Here is a 20159-nt window from a genome sequence, read left to right on the forward strand (position 1 = left end):
ACAATGGGCAGCAAGAAGGCAAACGGGCGCAGTGTAATCGGAAAACCGATCACATTGGGCAGCTGGAAGGCGAACGGGCGAAATGTAATCGGAAAACCGATCACATTTGGCAGCTGGAAGGCGAGTCTGCTTCCTAAGGGTGAAACTGGCCAGTTCGTGCTTGCAGTTCCGCTCTGACTTCCTCCGGAACTTCCTTCATAGTAAGGTCGTCGCCTAGGAATAGCAGCCAATTCGTGACTTCCTTCAGCTCCTCCGTGCGGTTCACCTCGACTTCCATTTTCAGAATAGCGGTAGTTTGGTAGGGGTTAGTATAGGAAAGCGCCACCCTAAACGGGTGATATTTCCGGTATTGGGCAATGGCCCGGGGACCGAGCTCCAGGACAAGGTTGTTCTTCACCTGCTGCTTGCTCAGCTTCTCCTTGATTTTTTTCGCGCTCAGTCGTTTGGATTCCGGGTAGGGGATGACATCAGTAAGCAGGTCAACCGGGATGATCCGTTTTCTGGACTCGTCCAGGTCGAAGCACTCGATGAGCCACAGGCTTTTCTCCTGATAGAGACGCAGTAGATACACAGAATAGGACTTGTTCGTCTGTTCTTCCTGACAGGTAATTTGCAGATAACGGTCCGCCAGCAGGAGCCGGATCAGCTTGTCCAGCATAGGGTGGGGGAGATCGGACAGGTCCAGCAGATCAGGATTGCCCGGGTGGGTGCCCTCAAACAGCAGGATCTGATTGAGTAGAACAAGCTCCTCCTGCTGATTCTCCGAGATGAGCGCCAGCAATTTCTCCGTCAGCGACTGGCGGCTCCTGAGATAAGGAAGCTGGCCGTTTCTGGTCGCCATGAATGCAATGAACAGCGCTTTGACCTCGTTATCCGTGAACCGGACCACCGGAAGGATAGAGTTGCGCATAACGGAATACCCGCCATCCCGGCCCACCTCAGCGACCAGCGGCATTCCGAGCGCCTCAATCTCCCGGATATCCCGCTGAGCGGTTGAACGCGAAATATTGAATTCCCGCATGATTTCCGTCAGCGTAAAATGGGCACGATTGTTAATGTACCGCATGATGATGTTGATCCGTTCTACTTTTTTCATGGCGGCTCCTAAACAGGTTCATTTTTTGACATGATTCAAGGTTATCATATACATAGCAGGTGAGGAACACAAATAGGAATAAAGGCGGGATATAACAATGGCAGGGTATACTATTGCAGAGAAAGACAGCTTTACGGTGATCGGGCTGGGGGTCGAGCTGAAGAGTGATTACACGGATTATGCCGGGATTTATAAGGAGAAAGCGGATTTTTGGCAGGCGGTCAGTGAAGATGGCAGGCTCGGCTTGTTAAAAGGGATTGCGGCGAATAACTATGTGTTTGTGGTGAACGAAGCGGTGAACGGCAAGATGATGCATTACGCCGGGGTGATGGCAGCCGCAGGTGCACAGATTCCGCAGGAAGCCCGGGTGATTCAATTCCCTAAGGGGGAATACCTCGTAGTGGCAGGCGAAGGAGCGACAACGGAGGAATTAAGCAATACCGTGACGGGCGTGGCCTTCGGACAAGCCTTGCCGCAAGCAGAAGGATACGCGTACGTAGGAGGGCCGAATGCGGCTGTGGAGATGGGCAGCCGGGATCGCTCGCTGTATGGTGAAATGTGGATTCCTGTCGTCAGAAACTAAAGTAATGTAATGGAGGATAACTAACTATGGCATATACAGTTGATTTCAAAGAGGTGTCTGTGCAAGGTCTGGAGTCGTCGCCTGTTGCTGAGGCGCTGGCAGGACTGCGTGCGAATGAAGCGCGTTATTTCATGAACAAGTATAAGCATGAATTCACAGTCGTTCCGGCCAGTGAAAGCCAGGAGACGCTGGATTACGTGAACGGGATTCTGAGCAAGGAGCGGGGCCTTGAGTTTGCTGCCAAGCCACTCCAAACGTCGCAGTTCCAGGTGGAGAATATCCGGTTCGCCTACGTTTTCTATGAGGATGGTCTTGCGCTTAACGTGATGTACACAGTGGATGATCCCAAGAAGCGGGCAGTCGGATTCAAGCTCTCGGAGGGGATGGAGATTCCGAAGGAGCTGGAGGACAAGTTCAAGTTCGCGCGGCAGAAGTCGAAGCTGGCCGGTACGATCCGGGGATCATTTTTTGTGATTAAGGGAGAGTACTAATAAAAATCCCCACAAAGTGAAGTTTAAGCTTCGGAGTTTACTCGGGTACTTTGCTGGACCGCAAAACATATAAGTACTTAAAGAGGGGCTGCCAACTGGCAGCCCCTTATGGCCGTTCAGATCTCCTCCGCTGTATACGTCTTTTGGGTGCGGAGGACCGGGAAGAACCGGTACATCCAGAGCACGGTAATAATCAGGGTGCCAACTCCGCCGATCACTGTTGCGGGCACGGCCCCGACCAGCCCGGCCATGGTGCCAGACTCGAATTCGCCAAGCTGGTTCGAGGTGCCGATGAATAACGAATTCACTGCGTTCACCCGGCCCTGCATCTCCTGCGGCGTGTTGACCTGCACCAGTGTCGAGCGGATAACGACACTCACGACATCCGAGCCGCCGATCAGAACGAGCGCGAACAGGGACAGCCAGAAGCTGTGGGAGATGCCGAACAGCATCGTGGCCAAAGCGAACACGACCAGTGAGGCGAACAGCATCCGGCCGATGGCGCGTTCTACCGAGTAGCGGGTCAGGATCAGCGAGACGATGATCGCGCCCACCGCCGGGGCGGAACGCAGCAGGCCAAGACCGAGCGAGCCGGTCTTCAGAATATCCTCGGCGAAGATCGGCAGCAGTGCCGTGGCCCCGCCAAGCAAGACAGCGAACAGGTCCAGCGAGATTGTACCCAGGATAATCTTGCGGGCGAAGACAAACCGCAGGCCGCTGAGGAAGGTGTCCATGCTGACTGCGTCCAGCTTTTTGACGAAATGAACAGTCTTGACGAAGAAAATCAGCACTGTCGATACCAGCAGCGCGGCAAGCGAGGCGATATAAGCGGCAGCCGTACCCCAGACCACGAGAACACCCCCGAGGGACGGGCCGACGATCATCGCCGTCTGCATCGCAGACGCGGACCAGGCCGCTGCCTTAGGTAACTGCTCGCGGTCCACGATATCGGGGACCAGCGCCGCCGAGGCCGGACTCTCGAAGGTACGGCACGCGCCAAGGACTGCTGCGGCTGCCAGCAGGTGGACTGCGCTGAGCCAGCCTTCGATGCTGCCGAGGACGAGCAGCAGCACGATGAGGCACTCTGTAAGCTGGCACAGGAACACAATGGTTCGGCGGTCATAGCGGTCTGCCGTCTGTCCGGCAGGCAATGTCAGCAGCAGCATGGGCAGGAATTGGGCCAGCCCGACCAGTCCAAGCTGGTAGGCGCTGCCGGTCAGCGCATACATCTGCCAGCCAATCGCTACCGACAGCATCTGGAAGGCACTGGTGGAGAAGATCCGCGCGATCCATAAGCGCAGGAACGAGCGGTTATGCAATACAGACGAGCGTGGAGTATTCCTATCCGGTGTATTCAAAGTATTCAAAGGGTGTCATCCTCCAAGCGATCAGAATCGGGTTCAGATGCAGGCTCCGGCTTTCGCCCGCGCATCTCAGGGTGTTCCTGGAATATTAAGGAGTAATTCTTGCCGTAACGCGCCTCCAGCTCCTGGGCGAAATCCTGCTCTATGCGCATCATCACAACATCGTGATAATAAGACGTCTGAAGCACATCCAGCACAGCCGGATGGTTGCTCTCCAGCGCCGAAGCCTGCGAATGGCGGGTGAAGCTGCCCAGAAGCGAGGTCTCCTTATCCAGCAGGATCGAGAAGTTCCGGGCGGCCTTCGGCCCGCCTGCCGGTACGCTATGCACAATGACATGCGACAGCGCTGTAGTTATGTTACCTATCACCATCAGGTGGACGGCAATGCCACGTTCTTCGGCGGCAAGCAGTGTGTCTTCTATCTGGTGCAAATCCTCAGCCCAAATATCTACCAGAATCTCCGTGCTGGCATTGGCAGCAAGCCGCTTAACCGCCAGATCGACCTGCGCGTCTCCCTTCCAGTTGCTGAAGAAGGGCGGTGCGGCGGGCAGGTGGGTCAGCTCGTTCTCCAGTAGGCGGGCGGTGCGCTCAAATTCCGCCTGAAGCAGCTTAACGACCTGCCGGACCGGAATTGCAGCGAAGGTAACCGGCTCGCCTTCGACTGTCCGGCAGACTCCTTTATCTACCAGACTGCGCAGCGCGGCATATACATTGGACCGGGACACGGACACCTGCTTGGCTACCTCATAGCCCGAGGAGGGCGGCTGGCCGTGCAGCGCCAGGTAGCAGCGGGCTTCCAGATCGGATAAGCCGAGCTTGCGTAATGCTTCAATCATGGGTGAACCGCCTTTCTGTGAGAGTAAGTAATGCTTCGTTGTATGTAGAAGTATTTCAAAATACTACTCCGATCCTAAAGTACTGTCAAGCAGCAATATCCGGCCATCCGCAGCACCGAGCGTCTCACAAAAATGATTACAGTCGGGTGAAATCAGGTAATAACTCTCAAGACGGCTTAAAAAGCCGATATGCAAGAGAGTCTCGACTATAAACCAATGACAGGATGAGGACTTATGCGAAAAGCAATTCTGACTACCATGCTCATCTCCAGTCTGTTAATGGCTGGCTGCGGCAATAACGAGGCGGGAAATGGCGGTACAGCGGCTACTCCAGAGACCGGACAAGCAGCGACGGCAAGCCCGGAGGTTACACCCGAGGTCACGCCGGAACCGGCAGCTGAGGCTACCGCAGAGCCCGCACCGGAAGCTACAGCACAGGCACCAGCGCAGACGACCGCACCGGAAGCCACGCCGAAGGCCAGCGGGGCGGCGGGGGAATCGCAGCGGCAGACGTATTTTGACAAGCTGGATAAGATTGAAGAGGGCCTTGGCGATCTGAAGGCAATGTCAGACAGCGGGGTCATGACTGATATGAAGGAGGCCGCCTCCAAGGAGCATGAGCGATGGGACAAGGCGCTGAATGAAATCTACCAGGAGCTTAAAGTGCAGCTTCCCGAAGCTGATATGGCAAAACTGAAAGATGAGCAGCTAAGCTGGATTAAGGAACGCGATAAAGCAGCAGAGGAAGCTGCTGCCAAGTATAAAGGCGGAACGATGGAGGGGCTGGAATACGCGGCTACCTTGGCCTCAGTGACGAAGGAACGTTGTTATAAGCTGGTTGAGCTGTATATGAAGTAATCAAAGAGCGTAGTGACTCTCGTAAGGAGGGCCGCTGGGCTCTTTTTTTGACCATTTGTATGACTGAAGAATTGATAAGTGTATTCTGTACAATTAAAAACCGCAAAAAGGAGGGATTTCGTCTTCTAACTGTAGTCTGTACAACTAAATCTGCCCGAATAGAGGGAACTCAGGGAAAATAGGAAATTTAATTGTACGGAATGCAGTTAAGCGGATATTAGGCGGTAAATTAGACGGTTTAGTTGTACGTAATACATCTAAGCCCACTAATTTAAATCTATTCACTTAATCTGCAGATGCCCGCCTAAGCGAGAATTGATTCAAATCTTCTGAATCTCCGTGGGACAACAAGACTCCCCGGTTAATCATCTCCCTCATTCTATTTACTATAAATGAAGTGTCCACTAGCTGCCGTGAGACTTCTAACACCCGGATGAAGACACTCCCTGCGCTGACGTATCCCTTCCTGGCCTGATTCCGTTCTTGCTCCTGTTCCAGTTCAATAACGGACCTGAGAATCACCTCATCCATAGCGCTTTCATCACAGCTAATAATGGCGGCATCTTTCCATAGACGCAGCATTTGATTTTCCTCCGCCAGCCTGAGCCAATCCAATTCATATCTCCTTCTCTGATCAGATTGAAGAGGGAGGCCTTGACCATGGCTTTTTACGATATATAAGTAATCCTCACGATCGGTTCCGCCTATAAAATGGGGTGTGACCCCTTCTTTGCTATGAATCCCTGCTGAATGATAAAGCTCAGTCACATCAACCATACGCACCGGCTGTATGCGATCCCGCAACAGATGTAATACGAAACGCAGACCAGTCTGGTCATGCGCATTATCCGCCACCCAAATGACGATGATCTTATGGGGCGGGATGCTTTTCACTGTCTGTGACATGCGGACAAGCTGGTTCTCTTGGTGGCAATGCTGGCTGATGCTGTAATTCTCATCACGTTCCCCCACCCATTGATGCCTGTTCTGCATTCCCGTTAATGTGTCCAAGCCTGATAAGGGCCCAATTGAGAACAATTCATTAAAAGCAAGCACTTGGCTTGTCTCACGTTTACCGAGGGCACTGAACGCCACTTTTAGGGAACCTGCATCTGACATGCCAGAAATAATATGTACATATTCTTGTTCCATTCGTTCATTTGAAACTCCATGTGCCTTAGCCATAAACACACTCCTAACCTAACATATCCCTTATAATACCACTTGTTGGCCCCCAGCGTGCCCGTTATAACAGTCGATTCTAGGCTGAAAGTGCTTTTTTTTGAGCAGAACGGAGCCCTATTATTTGTTACGCTCCATATGAATGCTACCAGGAAAGGAGGCGGGGGCGCTCAAGCTCAAGCTGGAAGACAACTAGGAGAGCATCTGCAGAAGTTTCCCCTGATTTCTAAATTGATTTTAGAATACTAGGAGGAGTTAAGCCCATGGGTAGAAAAAAGAGGTCTGTAAAGAAATCATTGCTCACATTCTTATTATCCTGTCTGCTGGTCTTACCGCTTGCTCTCCCGCCCGCACCGGCACAAGCAGCTTCTACCGGAAATCTTCCCGCCCGTCAGGCAGAATATCTGGACCGTGGGTTGGTCGCGGTTCTGACGGATGGCGGTGTGTTTGTGAGCTGGAGGTACTTGAATACGGATTCAGATGAAATCGCTTACAATGTCTATAAGAACGGGATGAAGGTGAACGCGGCACCCATTGTAAACTCCACGAATTATGTGGACACATCGGGTGCGGACAGCTCGCAATATCAGATTTCTACGATTGTTGCCGGGAAGGAGGAAATGCAGCCGGAGCGGGCGGCAGTGTGGCATAACTCTTATCTGCCGATTCCGCTGGATAAGCCTGCCGATGGCCGGACCAAAGACGGAGGGACGTATTCCTATTACGCCGGAGATGCCTCTGTTGGGGATCTGGACGGGGACGGGGAATATGAGATCGTTTTCTTGTGGAGTCCCAGCAATTCTAAGGATAATTCACAAGCCGGTTATACCGGGAACGTCTACATCGACGCGGTCAAAATGGACGGCACCAAGCTCTGGCGCATTGACCTTGGCGTGAACATCCGGGCCGGGGCGCACTATACGCAGCTTATGGTGTATGACCTGGACGGCAACGGCAAAGCCGAGGTGGTGGTCAAAACGGCAGACGGCACCAAAGACGGGCAGGGTACGGTCATCGGTGACGGCACCAAGGATTACCGCAATGACGGAGGTTATATCCTCAGCGGGCCGGAATATCTGACGCTGTTCGACGGACTCACAGGCGCTGCTGTATCCACCGTGGACTATGATCCGCCAAGAGGCAATGTAAGCGCGTGGGGAGACGGATATGGCAACCGTGTAGACCGGTTCCTGGCCGGGATTGCTTACTTGGACGGCGCGAAGCCAAGCGTTGTGATGGCCCGTGGCTATTATACAAGAACAACGCTTACCGCATACGATTACACGAATGGCGCATTGGTGAAGCGCTGGAACTTCGACACGAACGAAGCTGGCGCACAATATGAAGCACAGGGTAATCACAACCTGAGTGTGTTGGATGCAGACGGTGACGGCCGGGATGAGATCATGTATGGTGCGCTGGCGATTGACGATGACGGCACACTGCTCTACAGCACCGGACTTGGACATGGAGATGCGATGCACGCAGGGAAGCTTAATCCGAACCGGGAAGGGTACCAGGTCGTCAGTGTGCATGAGCATAAAGATGCTGCTTACGGGCTGGAGATGCGCGATGCGGCAACAGGTGAGATTCTCTGGGGGCAATTTACCGGAAAAGACACCGGGCGGGGAATGTCCGCAGATATCGATCCGGAGCATCCCGGCTACGAGTCTTGGGCGTCCACGATTGTGAACGGGCAGATGGACCCGTTATCCCGCGGCTACGCAGCTGACGGACAAGTGATCTATGAGCAGAATGAAGTGCCGCGAAGCGCGAATTTCGCCATCTGGTGGGATGGGGATCTCCAGCGGGAGCTGTTTGACCACGACTGGAACAACACTACAGCACAAGGCATTCCGCTGATTTATAAGTGGGATTACCGGAATAAGCAGCTGAAGGAGATTTTTCGGGCGGCGGGTACACTGACCAATAATCATACCAAAGGCAATCCGGCCCTTCAGGCAGATCTGCTGGGCGATTGGCGCGAGGAGCTGCTGCTGCGCAGTGAAGATAGCACGGAGTACAGACTCTATACCACTACGATTCCTACAACCTACAGAATTCCGACACTTATGCAAGATCCGGTGTACCGGCTGGGGATCGCCTGGCAGAATGTGGCATACAACCAGCCGCCGCATACGGGCTTCTATCTGGGAACGGAGGCCACCGCTTTTCCCAAAGCCAATCTGACACTGACCGGTGCGCCGCAACCGCTGGAGCAGGTCTACCACTTCGGGTTCGGTACAGAGCCACCAGCCGGAACAACTTCTGTGCAGGCTACGCCTTACACGGAGGGAACAGGATATGGTTTCGAGAGCATAAGCGGAATCACCTTGGGCGCGGGCCACGCTTCTCTGCCGGAGAACACCAAGTTTGCGGTGGACCTGCCGAATGCCAATTACAAAGTGACTCTTAAGCTGGGCAGCGAAGCCAGAGACTCAGAAGTAGGGGTCAAATCCGAATTTGTACAAAAGCTGGCGCAAACCCAAATCCATGCCGGCACACCACTGCTCTATTCCTATGACATTGCGGTGGTGGACGGCCAGTTAGAGTTTATTTTCTCCGGCACGGCAGCCGATGTGCAGGAGATCAAGATTGAGAAGTACCCGCAGAAGGTCCCGGGAAGCGGAACAACCATCTATATGGCTGGCGACTCGACGATGCAGTCCTACAGCGGAATGCAAGCTCCGCAGGAAGGCTGGGGCCAGCAATTCAATAAATACTTCAGCAGCGGAATAACGATCCAGAATGATGCCATCGGCGGCAGAAGCAGCAAGTCGTTCATGGTGGATAGCCGTCTGGATAGTATCCTGCAGCGGATCAGACCGGGAGATTATTTCTTCATCTCCTTCGGGCACAACGATGCCAGCGCGGGTATTCCTGACCGTTATGCCTCTCCGGCAGATTATGCAGCGTACTTGACCCGCTACGTGAACGGAGCGAAGCAGCGCGGGGCCACTCCGGTTCTGTTAACGCCAGTAGGACGCAGGGACTTCAATACGGTCACTCAGGAATTCAACGTAAGCTTTCCGGAATATGTGAAGGCGGCAAAAGAAACAGCGGCTGCGCTGAACGTGCCGCTGATCGATCTGAGCCAGCTCAGCATTGCGGAGTATAACCTTGTCGGGTTGGCGGCTACGGAGAAGCTTTTCCTCTATGCTAATCCAGGGGAGTATCCGAAGTACCCGAACGGGGTCAGCGATAATACCCATTTCAGCTCCTACGGCGCGCAGGTCATTGCCAGTCTGGTAGCGGGCGCAGTGAAGGAGATGAATCTCAGCATATCCCCGTTCGTGATTGATCCCGGTATTACCGGGCCGGAGCCAGAGCCGGAGGTGCAGCAATATGCGGAGGACTTCGAGGGTGATCCGGCCGCAGCACAATATTCGATGGTGAATGCTACGGGCACTGCCGGAACTATGGCGGGCACGGTGACAGAAGAGAACGGGAACAAGGTATTGTCTGTGACGGGCTCCGGCTCCGGCAACCGCGCCAAGGTATTCCGCCTCTTCGATGCGGTGAACGGCGATATTGTGAATGTCGATTTCAACTGGCATTCCGGCAATGTGGGCGCTGTCCCGTCGGAGGGACATCTGACTCTTCAGGATGCGAATGAGAACCAGATTTTCACTCTGTTCACCAAGACTGGAGCGGCAAGCCCGAATACGAACATTCATTATTTCACCGGCCCGTACACACCAGACTATGGTACTGGCACCACTGCCATTCCAGGGGGCGGAACCGCTACGACTATTCCTAAGAATCAGTGGGTGAATGTCAAGCTGAAGATTGATTTTACCGGAAAAACCCTTGATCTCACCTTGACCAGTCTCGCTAACCCGAGTGTCACCCAGACGATCACGGATATTCCGCTGAGTCCTGGCGTCTATGCGAATAACGTTAGGGGCTTGAGGTTCCTGGGTACGCGAAAAGGAGGAGGAGGCACGCTGAACTGGACCACCCAGATCGACAACGTGAAAATGGAAGGCACCAAGCTGCCGGTGGCAGCAGGCGATATGGCGGCGTTGATTGCGCTGCATCAGGAGGTGAAGGCGATTGATCTGGCACCGTATACGGAGGCTTCTGCAGCAGTGGTGCATAGAGCCTTGAGCGCTGCCGAGGCGCTGATCGGGACAACAGCCTCGCAGGCGCAAATCGATCATGCGGTGAATATGCTGACTGTTGCACGCGATTCACTGACCAGCGAGGTTGCGGGCGATATTAGCACATATGCCTTCGATTTTGGCTCCGGCAGTGCAGCAGAAGGTTATACGAAGGTGGATGCCAAACGGGCCTACGTGGAAGGGAATGCCTACGGGTTCGCCGACACCGCGCTGGTCCAGGACGAGAACCGGGGAACCGGCAACCCGCTGACAGAGGACTTCACCCGTGTAAACGGGACCTCTTTCGTAGTGGAGATGAAGCCGGCGAATTACCGTGTAACGATGACCATCGGGGATACGCAAGAAGTGACCCAGACGGGTGTTACGGTGGAGCAAATGAACAAGCTGCCGGCCACCACCATCCCCGCAGGGGAATTCAAGGAAGTGACGTATGATATCGCCCTGATCGATGGTGTATTTAACTTCAGCTTCTCCGGCAGTACACCGAAGATCAATGCGCTGAGAATTGAGCGCCTGCCGGAGCAGGGAGCGGCTGATAAGCCAACTCTCTATCTGGCGAGCGATTCCACAGTGGCCAATTATGCGGAGAGCTACCGTCCGCAGGCCGGGTGGGGCGAGACGTTGGGCCGTTATTTTGACACAGAGAAGATCCTTATTGATAACCGGGCAGTCGGCGGACTAAGCAGCAAAACCTTTCTGAACAGCGGATATCTCAATGATATTCTGCTTGGTATTCATGAAGGGGATTATCTGTTCATGCAGTGGTCGCATAATGATTCCACGCCGTCCCGGCCGGAACGTTATCTTACCCCGGAGCAGTTCAAGGTGTACTTGAAGGATTACATTAACGGTGCTGTGCAGAGAGGTGCGATTCCAGTACTGGTTACACCTGTGAACCGGCGGGATTTCAACGGTGAGGTGCTGAACAAGAGCTTCCCGGCATATGTGCAGGCGATGAAGGAAACGGCGCAGGAGACGGGTACTCTGCTGATCGATCTGAATCAGGCAAGCTGGGAGTATTTTCAGGAGCTGGGTACAGAGGGGACCAAGTCCATCTTCATGTGGACGGGTACCACTGAGGATAATACACATCTGCAGATGAACGGTGCCATTAAGGTCTCAGAGCTGGTGGCGGGGCTGGTGAAGGAGCTGAACATTCCGCTGTCGGCATGGGTCACCTTGGGCATACCGCTGGCGGACGGCGCTCCAGGCATGCCGGTGCTGTCCGATAATAACGGGCATGATACGGGGCTGTGGGATGGTGATTATACAATTACGATGAATCTCTGGTGGGGGAATAACGGTACCCGCTTCAAGCTCTTCGAGAACGGCGAAATGATTGAAGAAGGCGCTCTGACAGACCAGTCACCGTCCGCCCAGTCCGTGCAGATCGATATTGCCGGCAGACACAATGGAGCTTATGTCTATACGCTGGAACTCAGCAATCCGCACGGTTCGGTGACAAGTGCACCCTTAACAGTAACGGTCACCGATGCCTCCCCGGGTCAGGCAGTGTTATCGGCCGATAACTGGGACGAAGACGGCAGCTATGCGGTTACGATGAATATGTGGTGGGGGACGAATGCGGCGGAATACCAGCTGTACGAGAATGGTGTATTGGTCGATACTCAGACTCTACAGACGCATACCCCGGATGCCCAGTCCGCAGTCACGGCAATCTCCGGCAAAACCCCCGGAACCTATGAATACGAAGCGGTCCTGCGCAACGCGGCAGGCGAGTCCAGATCGGCGAAGATGACAGTAACGGTGAGCAAGTGAGCGGCTGGCTGAAGACCGGATGATGCGCTTGTTCGGGTGAAATTTAGTGGAAAAGCCCGGGAAACCGGGCTTTTTGTGCTGAAAGAGATACATTACATAGCTCGAGCAGAATGTGGCTGGAGGGGAGCTGTGAAGTGTATTAATACCCCTGAATTTACCGAATATGAGCCAAATGAGCCAATGGAGTGCATTAATACCCTTGAATTGAGCGAAAGTAGGCGGCGAGCGTAAATGAAGTGCATTAGTACCTCTGAATCCAGTGAATGCGGGTCAGACGGGCAACTGTAGTGCACTAGTGCACCTGAGCTACAGCAATCTTGCAATTGTACAGTAACATTCCTCTTGGCAGCGTGCTATTCTTGGGCCAGTAATACTAGCACCTAGCGCACAGTAGCACATATCACACTAGTTCCGAACCTAGCACACGGCAGTAACCAGCTCACTAATATCAGTACATTTGTTCAAAAGGGAGGCGGGGCTGAAGAAAAATGTATGCGTTTACACTCAAGCGAGTTTGGATTCAATTGTTATTCGCTTAAGCTCCATTCAGCAGGCAGGTGATACGTTCACATTGCTACCCTGTATCTATTTATGCGCGTAAGGTCATGAGATAAAGGAGGCTTAATAAATGAAGCAGATCAAACATTGGATGCTGGCTCTAATTATGACGCTGCTGCTGACTGTAGTGCCTGCGGGGGCGGGGAGCGCGGCGGCTATGCTGGAGGAGGTGCCTTTTCCGATGGATTCCAGCAATCAGGCAGGTTGGTGGTCCCCTATTGCCACTTATGGGCTTGGCTATGAATATGCCTATATGGCCTATAACGCCCCAGGGTCGATACCCGGTAAGCATACAGTAGCTATTGCAAGAAGAGACAACGACGGGCTATGGAGCAAGCTTCCGCTCATGGATGGGACAACCCCTGCGGAATATCTGGACGATCTCGGGCATAACCAGCCTTCTATGGCGAGAGACGGAAGCGGGCGGTTCCACGTATTTGCTTCTATGCACAGCAATGCCTGGCGCTATTACCGCTCAGATACCGTGGGCGGGATTCCGCAGAATCACTCGGACGAGCTGCCCGCAGGCATGACGGTAACCTATCCGGTTGTGACGACTGCTCCGAATGGAGATCTGTATTTGCTGGTGCGCGTGGACAAAGACCCGGCTGGTAAAAGAGAGGCTGTACTGTTCCGCTGGAACAACGCCGATTCCGTGTGGACTCAGGTAAAGACCATTGCGGCGCACCTCAACCGGTCTGTCTATCCCGATGACCTAGTCTTTGATGCAAACGGTGATCTGCATATCTTGTTCGAGTGGGCGTACTTCGCGGCCAGCCCGCTGCGCCATCAGTTGTCCTATCTGAAGTACAGCCCGTCCACGGGTGTATTCAGCAAAGCCGACGGAACTCCGGTCACAGCACCGGTCTCCCTGACTACTGCGGACATCGTGCAGCCAATGGCTCCAAGCGAAGCCTATGTGCAGAGCGGCAGTGACCCCGGCGGTCCGGGCGTACAGAGCGCTAAGATGACGCTTGACTCTGCGGGTCGTCCCGTAATCGCTTACCGTTACCGTGAGGAGGGCAGCACAAGCTTTGCGGTGAAGCAGGCCACATACGGTGCAGGCGGCTGGAACTTACAGACCGTCTATAACGCTGCTCCCACGAATGCGGCGATCGATGTGACCTGGACCGGTACAACATCCAGAATCTATTATGTCCGAAGCAGCGGTACTGACCGTGCGTTCATGGCAGTGAATACCGGCGGAGGCTGGACAGAGAGCTCCCTTGCACCGGGTATCCCGGTGGAAAGGCTGGCGGTAGACCGCAGCCCGAAGGGCATTGACATCTTGTACTTGGTAGATGTAACGAACCTGAAGCTTTACTATGGGCGAAATAACTAGGCTGGCCAAATTGATCACCGCACAACTATACTATCCACTTAATGAAAGGCCCGGACATTCGCCCGGGTTCTTTCATTTGCAGTTTGCCCGGAATGGGCATCATTTCCAGGATGTAAGTCCGGGCAGGTCTCACAAGCGCAGAATACATTGAGCTGCTATAATGTTTCATTAGAAGATTATTACGAAGCAAGGGGGAGCACCGGAACATGATTATATCGCTTGAACAGGTGTCATGGCGGCGTGAGCAGACGATGATTCTGCATGAGATGAATTGGCAGGTGGAGAAGGGGCAGCACTGGTGCATAGTCGGTCTGAACGGATCAGGCAAGACGACGATGCTGAACGTTGTAAACGGCTATATCTGGCCGACGCAAGGCCAGGTGGAAGTGCTGGGCCACCGCTTCGGCGATGTGGACCTGCGGGAGCTGCGCAAGCGGATCGGCTGGGTCAGCACCTCTTTACAGCAGAAGCTGTACGGCCATCAGACGGCGCTGAACATCATTCTGAGCGGCAAGTTCGCCACGATCGGGCTATATGACAAGACGGAAGAAGAGGACCTGAAGCAGGCAGCGGAGCTGCTGGAATTCCTGGATTGCTCGGCCCTGGCATCGCGCACTTATGATACCTTGTCACAGGGACAACGCCAGAAGATTCTTATCGCTCGGGCTCTCATTGCAAACCCTGATCTGCTCATCTTGGACGAGCCTTGTACTGGACTTGATATTTTTGCGCGGGAGCAGCTGCTGCAGATGATCGAGAAGATCACGAAGCAGGAAGGCGGCCCCACCTTGCTCTATGTGACCCATCATATCGAGGAAATTACACCATGCTTCACCCATACCCTGCTGGTTAAGAAGGGGGAAATCTATAAAGCTGACGAGACGGCGGAGTGCCTGAAGTCAGAGGTGCTCAGCGATTTCTTCGATACCCCGGTTGAGGTGCAGGAGCATCATAACCGGAGATGGCTTACGTTGGGTTGAATAAGAGGCGTTGCAGGCATCCATGACAAATAGTGTTTTGTACCCGGGAGACATGCCGTGTCCATTCCATCAAGTCCGCAATATTGTGTAGTGTAGGACCATAAAAACCACAATATTAGGAGGAATGGCTTATGGCAGATGAAGGATGCAATCAGACCGCTTCCGGATCTTGCTCACATGCAGAGGGGAACTCTACTACCGCAAGCGGGTTTGCTTCCCATGCTGAGGGGTATGAGACCACAGCCAGCGCTTCTGCGGCTCATGCTGAAGGGTACCAGACGCTTGCAGTATTGGATACGTCCCATGCCGAAGGGAGTGGGACGCTTGCATCAGGACCGGCCGCACATGCGGAAGGCTACAGGACCTTTGCAGTCAATGATGCTGCCCACGCTGAGGGAGGTTTAACTACTGCTTCCGGAACGCAATCACACGCTGAGGGTGCTCAAACGACTGCTTCGGGTGTAGCTTCACACGCGGAAGGGCAATATAGCGCCGCGAGTGGTGATTTTTCCCATGCAGAGGGCGGCGGGACCTTAGCTACTGCATCTGCTGCTCATGCAGAAGGTTTCCTCACTCAGGCAAATGGACTCTTCTCACATGCTGAAGGTTTATCCACCATTGCTAATGCGTTATCCTCTCATGCTGAAGGTGATACTACGGTCGTTCTTCCAGAACACACTAGTTCTCACATCATGGGTTCGAATGGTCAGACGCTTTATCCCGGTTCTTGGCATTTAGCCAATGGGGATGCTTCCACCCCCGGCTTGGCCGCTATTCTTCAAGGGTCTACCGGAAATTTATACCTTCAAGGTACTGTAATCTCTCCTGGGGCAGACTATGCCGAAATGTTTGAGACGGTGGATGGATTGCCGATAGAACCGGGTTATTTCGTGACCACAGAGGGTGAACGGGTCAGAAAGGCTACGCCAGCAGATAAATATATCTTGGGCGTTATCAGTGCAAGACCTTCTATCCTGGGAGATGCAAGTCATTTACACTGGAAAGGCAAATACGAAGTTGATGAATGGGGCCGGATCATCTATGCAGATCGGGAAGTGGAGGCTGTTACAGACATGAAGGGCAATGTTCTAACTCCTGCACATTCTGTGAGCGCGGCCGTTCTCAATCCTCAATATAAGCCGTCTCAAGCCTATGTGCCACGGGTTGATCGTCCGGAATGGGTGGCTGTAGGAACCATGGGCAAGCTTCTGGTCCGGGATAATGGAACCTGTCAGGTGAACGGATATTGTATGCCTGATGAGAACGGAGTGGCGACTGCTTCTGCCGAAGGGTACCGCGTTCTTGCGAGAACCGCACCGGATCAGATTAGAATTTATGTGAAATAAATGGTTCTGCAAGCGGGCGCAGCTCAAAAATATAAAGCAGCGATTCTCCTGTTAACGGAGGATCGCTGCTTTTGTTATGGAGGTATGCCTAAAATATAGCCTGGAATTTATTGATACTTCGGCAGCCAGTCACCATGAGCCGCGATCAGATCGTCGCACATGCTGACAATGTCGTCCATCGACAGCTCGGCGGCGGTGTGCGGGTCCAGCATGGCGGCGTGGTAGATATGATCCTTTTTGCGAGTCATAGCGGCTTCTATGGTCAGGAGCTGGGTGTTGATGTTGGTCCGGTTAAGCGCTGCGCATTGCGGAGGCAGGTCACCGACGAAGGTTGGCGTTACGCCGCTTCTGTCCACGAGGCAAGGCACCTCGACGCAGGCTTCACGCGGCAGATTGGTGATCAGGCCGGTATTCATCACATTGCCGCCAATTTTGAACGGCACATCCGTCTCCATGGCTTCCAGGATGTAAGAGGCATATTCGTGGGAACGCTCATGCGTCAGATCCTGGTTGTTCACCAGCTCCCCGCGCATCTGCTCCCACTGCTTGATCTGTTCCACGCAGCGGCGCGGATATTCGTCCAGCGGAATCTGGAAGCGTTCGATCAGCTCCGGGTAGTTCCGCTTGATGAAGTACGGATGATACTCGGCGTTATGTTCAGAGGATTCCGTAATATAGTAGCCGAATTTCAGCATCATCTCATAGCGGACCATATCGTAGTGTGGTTCAAGCTGCTTCTCCGCTGCACGCCGTTTGATTTCCGGGTACAGGTCCTCGCCGTCTCTGGTAACTTCAAGCAGCCAGGCCATGTGATTGATGCCGGCGATTTTGGCTTGAACCCCTGTCTTGTCGATGCCGAGGTGGTCGAATAATCCAGGAATACACTGCTGAACGCTGTGGCAGAGTCCAATGGTATTCACCCCGCCGTAAGTGTTCATGACATTCGTCAGAACTGCCATCGGGTTCGTATAGTTCAGGAACAGCGCATCCGGACAGACTTCGCGGATATCCGCTGCAAAATCCAGCATTACCGGAATGGTCCGCAGGTTGCGGAAGATGCCGCCGATCCCTACCGTGTCCGCAATCGTCTGGCGCAGGCCGTATTTCTTGGGAATCTCAAAATCCGTAATCGTACAAGGATCGTACCCGCCGACCTGAATGGCGTTCACCACATATTTGGCACCGCGCAGCGCTTCCTTGCGGTCAGTATACGTATTGACAGTACAAGTGCTGCCGCTGCTTTTCTTCAGATTCTGGAGCATGCTCGCCGAGTCGTTCAAGCGCTGAAGATCGATATCATATAGGGCAAGCTCGAAGCCCTGCAGAGCGGGCGTAGCCATGATATCTCCGAGGACATTCTTCGCGAAGACAGTACTTCCGGCACCGATAAATGTAACTTTAGACATAAGAGTCTAACCTCCTGTGGGTTGCTGAAAATGCTTCTGTCCTTCAATGATTAGAAGGATCGTCTGGCAGAAATATGAGGTTTCAGAAGCTTTTTTCGCTTGTTTCTTCTATAATCACTATAGAATAGAACCGAAGACCCGCCTATGGAGAAAGACAAGATAGATATGGAGGAATGTTGCATGAATCCGGATCATTACGAGTTCACTCTGGCCATTAACCTCACACCGGAGGAGCAGGATTTGTCAGTGCTGTTCAGCGGTGAGGGGAGGCCGCTTCCCGGTCATACGATTGGACCGTCCGTACATGATTTCTACTTAATACATACCGTTCTGGAGGGCGGAGGCCTGTTCGAGTGCGGGACGTTCGCGGCGGAGTGCCGGGCGGGAGACACCTTCGTAATTATCCCCGGGTCATTGTTCAGCTATAAGGCCGACCTGGACACTCCATGGCATTATGCGTGGGTTGCATTGCAGGGCATTGGGGTACTGGATCTCCTCAGAGCTGTCGGCATCACCAAGGATCAGCCCTTTATCCGTTCCGGCGAAGGTAACGCCGCTGAGCTGCATAGCTTGTATGAACGTATCCGGCAGGCGTTCAAGCAATCTGCCTATCCGCGGCTGGAGAGTCTGGAGGCGTCGGGCTGGGCAAGGCTGCTGCTGCATCAGTTAGGGCGGAATAATCTTGCAGCCTTGCCGCCGAATCCGTCCGGGATGCCGGAGATGATCGACCGGCAGATCGACCAGGCGATCCGCTGGATTACGCTGCAATTTCACCAGCAGCTCAGCATTGATCACATCGCGTCCTCGCTCGGCTACCACCGGGTTCATTTATCCAAGGCGTTCAAGCAGCGGACCGGAATGTCACCGAAGCAGTATCTGCTCAAAGTCAGGATGGACAAGGCCAAGGAACTGCTCGCAAGCCCGCTGACCATTGAACAGGTGGCCTCTTCCGTCGGCTTCAATGACGCCTTGTATTTCTCCAAGCAATTCCGCAAAGCTACCGGCATGCCGCCGAGCGAGTACCGGGCAGGACTCAGGAACGGGAATGAAAAAGATACAGGGGGATCAAACATATGAAACCGCAAGTTCAGCGAATCCGGGATCTGACCATAGTACGAAGAGAGGGAGGGCGCTTGCTGGTCATCGGCTGCGATTCCAGCGCCAGCATCGGGAATAAGCCGATGGATGCGGTGAAGACACCCCCTGCTGTTGCAGGCTATTATGCTGCCAGAGTTGCAGTAATGGAGGTGCTGTCTGTGGGGGCGGAGATCTTAACGGTCATCGATACCTTAGCGGTAGAGAAGGAGCCTACAGGGAATGAGATTATAAGGGGCATCCGCAAGCTGCTTCAGGAAGCCGGACTGACTGCCGCCCATGTGAACGGCAGCACCGAGGATAATTTCGTGACCTGTCAGACCGGTATCGGAATCACTGTGATTGGTGAGGCGGATGAGACGCATTTGAAGGTAGGGTGTTCACAGAGCGGAGACTGTATTGTGATGCTGGGCGAACCGCTGGTCGGAAGCGCTGTTCTGGAGCAGGAAGCAAGCCAGTGTACCCTCCGTCAGCTCCAGCTTCTGGCCGCTGCTCCTGAAGTCCATGACATTCACCCGGTCGGCTCGAAGGGAGCAGGGTATGAAGCGGAGCTGCTCGCGGAGTTGAACGGCTGCGGCTTCCAGCCGGTGCCTGGAATAGCGGATAAGCTACAGTCATCCGGTGGGCCGGCGACAGCGGTGATTTTTGCGGCTGAGGAACGTAGCCTCAGAGAGCTTCAGTCCAGAATAGGCGGAAGGAGGGAATTGATCGGTTATTTGCAGGATTGAACAGCCTGCGGAAGGTGAATACAGCGCTAACAAAACGGCTTTGATTGAGCCAGATATGGCTTGCCGGTGAACAAATGAAACGTATCTTAATTTCCCGCTTTCTGCGGGATTAAGTGCAAAAACAGGCCCATACGTTCCACAGTAAGTGGAGGAAATCAACTAGTAGAGCATCAGGTTTAAATTAGTGAAAACCGTTTTTTGCAGCGCCCCGACTACCGTACCCACACATAGGCGATAGGCTTAATTGTATTTTGTACAACTAAAACGCCTGGTTTGCTCCCCAGTATACGTTTAGCTGTATTTCGTACACTTGAAATCCCCGCTTTCCCGAGTTTCCACCCGTTGGGGCAGATTTAGTTGTACAGATTACAGCTATAGGGGACAAGCCTTC

General features: G+C 53.6%; 14 protein-coding genes. 9 read left to right on the forward strand and 5 right to left on the reverse strand.

From position 1 onward, the window contains the following. Positions 1-133 precede the first annotated feature (133 nt). A complete protein-coding gene (locus MKX51_RS14810) occupies positions 134-1096 on the reverse strand; it encodes a helix-turn-helix transcriptional regulator (RefSeq protein ID WP_340992913.1) in 963 nt (320 codons plus the stop codon). A gap of 97 nt (positions 1097-1193) precedes the next feature. On the opposite strand from MKX51_RS14810, the gene MKX51_RS14815 reads away from it, so the two are divergent. Beyond that, entirely contained in the window at positions 1194-1679 is a 486-nt protein-coding gene (locus MKX51_RS14815) for a GyrI-like domain-containing protein (RefSeq protein ID WP_340940774.1), read from the forward strand. Between the two features lie 26 nt (positions 1680-1705). Then, positions 1706-2170, forward strand: a complete 465-nt coding sequence (locus MKX51_RS14820) for a phage tail protein (protein ID WP_340940773.1) — start codon at positions 1706-1708, stop codon at positions 2168-2170. Between the two features lie 116 nt (positions 2171-2286). Here MKX51_RS14820 and MKX51_RS14825 read toward each other — a convergent pair whose 3' ends face one another. Both MKX51_RS14825 and MKX51_RS14830 read right to left on the reverse strand, forming a co-directional pair. Beyond that, positions 2287-3537 (reverse strand): MFS transporter, encoded by a 1251-nt coding sequence (locus MKX51_RS14825; RefSeq protein WP_340992914.1) that lies wholly within the window; start codon positions 3535-3537, stop codon positions 2287-2289. After that, positions 3534-4370 (reverse strand): TrmB family transcriptional regulator, encoded by an 837-nt coding sequence (locus MKX51_RS14830; RefSeq protein ID WP_340992915.1) that lies wholly within the window; start codon positions 4368-4370, stop codon positions 3534-3536. The genes MKX51_RS14825 and MKX51_RS14830 overlap by 4 nt, the downstream gene beginning before the upstream one ends. Positions 4371-4604: 234 nt before the next feature. Here MKX51_RS14830 and MKX51_RS14835 point away from each other — a divergent pair, with 234 nt between their 5' ends. Then, complete coding sequence (locus MKX51_RS14835; RefSeq protein WP_340992916.1) at positions 4605-5228, forward strand: lysozyme inhibitor LprI family protein; 624 nt, start codon at positions 4605-4607, stop codon at positions 5226-5228. A 285-nt stretch (positions 5229-5513) separates the two neighbouring features. Here MKX51_RS14835 and MKX51_RS14840 read toward each other — a convergent pair whose 3' ends face one another. Further along, on the reverse strand, positions 5514-6413 hold the full coding sequence (locus MKX51_RS14840) for a DUF1835 domain-containing protein (RefSeq protein ID WP_340992917.1): 900 nt from the start codon (positions 6411-6413) through the stop codon (positions 5514-5516). Positions 6414-6673: 260 nt separating this feature from the next. On the opposite strand from MKX51_RS14840, the gene MKX51_RS14845 reads away from it, so the two are divergent. The 4 genes from MKX51_RS14845 to MKX51_RS14860 all read left to right on the forward strand — a co-directional run bounded on the left by MKX51_RS14845 (position 6674) and on the right by MKX51_RS14860 (position 16539). Continuing rightward, entirely contained in the window at positions 6674-12313 is a 5640-nt protein-coding gene (locus tag MKX51_RS14845) for a rhamnogalacturonan lyase family protein (RefSeq protein ID WP_340992918.1), read from the forward strand. Positions 12314-12941: 628 nt separating this feature from the next. Further along, positions 12942-14213 (forward strand): BNR-4 repeat-containing protein, encoded by a 1272-nt coding sequence (locus tag MKX51_RS14850; RefSeq protein ID WP_340992919.1) that lies wholly within the window; start codon positions 12942-12944, stop codon positions 14211-14213. 206 nt (positions 14214-14419) lie between these two features. Continuing rightward, positions 14420-15193, forward strand: coding sequence for an ABC transporter ATP-binding protein (locus MKX51_RS14855; protein ID WP_076075457.1), 774 nt, complete (start codon positions 14420-14422; stop codon positions 15191-15193). Between the two features lie 131 nt (positions 15194-15324). Then, a complete protein-coding gene (locus MKX51_RS14860) occupies positions 15325-16539 on the forward strand; it encodes a peptidase G2 autoproteolytic cleavage domain-containing protein (protein WP_340992920.1) in 1215 nt (404 codons plus the stop codon). 107 nt (positions 16540-16646) lie between these two features. Here the strand turns inward: MKX51_RS14860 and MKX51_RS14865 are convergent, their stop codons facing one another. Then, positions 16647-17945, reverse strand: a complete 1299-nt coding sequence (locus tag MKX51_RS14865; RefSeq protein ID WP_340753643.1) for an alpha-glucosidase/alpha-galactosidase — start codon at positions 17943-17945, stop codon at positions 16647-16649. Positions 17946-18125: 180 nt separating this feature from the next. Between MKX51_RS14865 and MKX51_RS14870 the strand changes: the two genes are divergently transcribed. Both MKX51_RS14870 and MKX51_RS14875 read left to right on the forward strand, forming a co-directional pair. Further along, positions 18126-19022, forward strand: coding sequence for a helix-turn-helix domain-containing protein (locus tag MKX51_RS14870; protein WP_340992921.1), 897 nt, complete (start codon positions 18126-18128; stop codon positions 19020-19022). After that, positions 19019-19768 (forward strand): AIR synthase related protein, encoded by a 750-nt coding sequence (locus MKX51_RS14875; protein WP_340992922.1) that lies wholly within the window; start codon positions 19019-19021, stop codon positions 19766-19768. Before MKX51_RS14870 ends, MKX51_RS14875 begins: the two co-directional genes overlap by 4 nt. Positions 19769-20159: the final 391 nt, after the last annotated feature.

The organism is Paenibacillus sp. FSL M7-0420 (assembly GCF_038002345.1).
In the GTDB taxonomy this organism is placed as follows: Bacteria; Bacillota; Bacilli; order Paenibacillales; family Paenibacillaceae; genus Paenibacillus_AQ.

What these genes read in the sequence shown, in the direction of transcription:
- MKX51_RS14810 (WP_340992913.1), bottom strand. Translation starts at nt 1,096, where the DNA reads ATGAAAAAAGTAGAACGGATCAACATCATCATGCGGTACATTAACAAT.
- MKX51_RS14815 (WP_340940774.1), top strand. Translation starts at nt 1,194, where the DNA reads ATGGCAGGGTATACTATTGCAGAGAAAGACAGCTTTACGGTGATCGGG.
- MKX51_RS14820 (WP_340940773.1), top strand. Translation starts at nt 1,706, where the DNA reads ATGGCATATACAGTTGATTTCAAAGAGGTGTCTGTGCAAGGTCTGGAG.
- MKX51_RS14830 (WP_340992915.1), bottom strand. Translation starts at nt 4,370, where the DNA reads ATGATTGAAGCATTACGCAAGCTCGGCTTATCCGATCTGGAAGCCCGC.
- MKX51_RS14835 (WP_340992916.1), top strand. Translation starts at nt 4,605, where the DNA reads ATGCGAAAAGCAATTCTGACTACCATGCTCATCTCCAGTCTGTTAATG.
- MKX51_RS14840 (WP_340992917.1), bottom strand. Translation starts at nt 6,413, where the DNA reads ATGGCTAAGGCACATGGAGTTTCAAATGAACGAATGGAACAAGAATAT.
- MKX51_RS14845 (WP_340992918.1), top strand. Translation starts at nt 6,674, where the DNA reads ATGGGTAGAAAAAAGAGGTCTGTAAAGAAATCATTGCTCACATTCTTA.
- MKX51_RS14850 (WP_340992919.1), top strand. Translation starts at nt 12,942, where the DNA reads ATGAAGCAGATCAAACATTGGATGCTGGCTCTAATTATGACGCTGCTG.
- MKX51_RS14855 (WP_076075457.1), top strand. Translation starts at nt 14,420, where the DNA reads ATGATTATATCGCTTGAACAGGTGTCATGGCGGCGTGAGCAGACGATG.
- MKX51_RS14860 (WP_340992920.1), top strand. Translation starts at nt 15,325, where the DNA reads ATGGCAGATGAAGGATGCAATCAGACCGCTTCCGGATCTTGCTCACAT.
- MKX51_RS14865 (WP_340753643.1), bottom strand. Translation starts at nt 17,945, where the DNA reads ATGTCTAAAGTTACATTTATCGGTGCCGGAAGTACTGTCTTCGCGAAG.
- MKX51_RS14870 (WP_340992921.1), top strand. Translation starts at nt 18,126, where the DNA reads ATGAATCCGGATCATTACGAGTTCACTCTGGCCATTAACCTCACACCG.
- MKX51_RS14875 (WP_340992922.1), top strand. Translation starts at nt 19,019, where the DNA reads ATGAAACCGCAAGTTCAGCGAATCCGGGATCTGACCATAGTACGAAGA.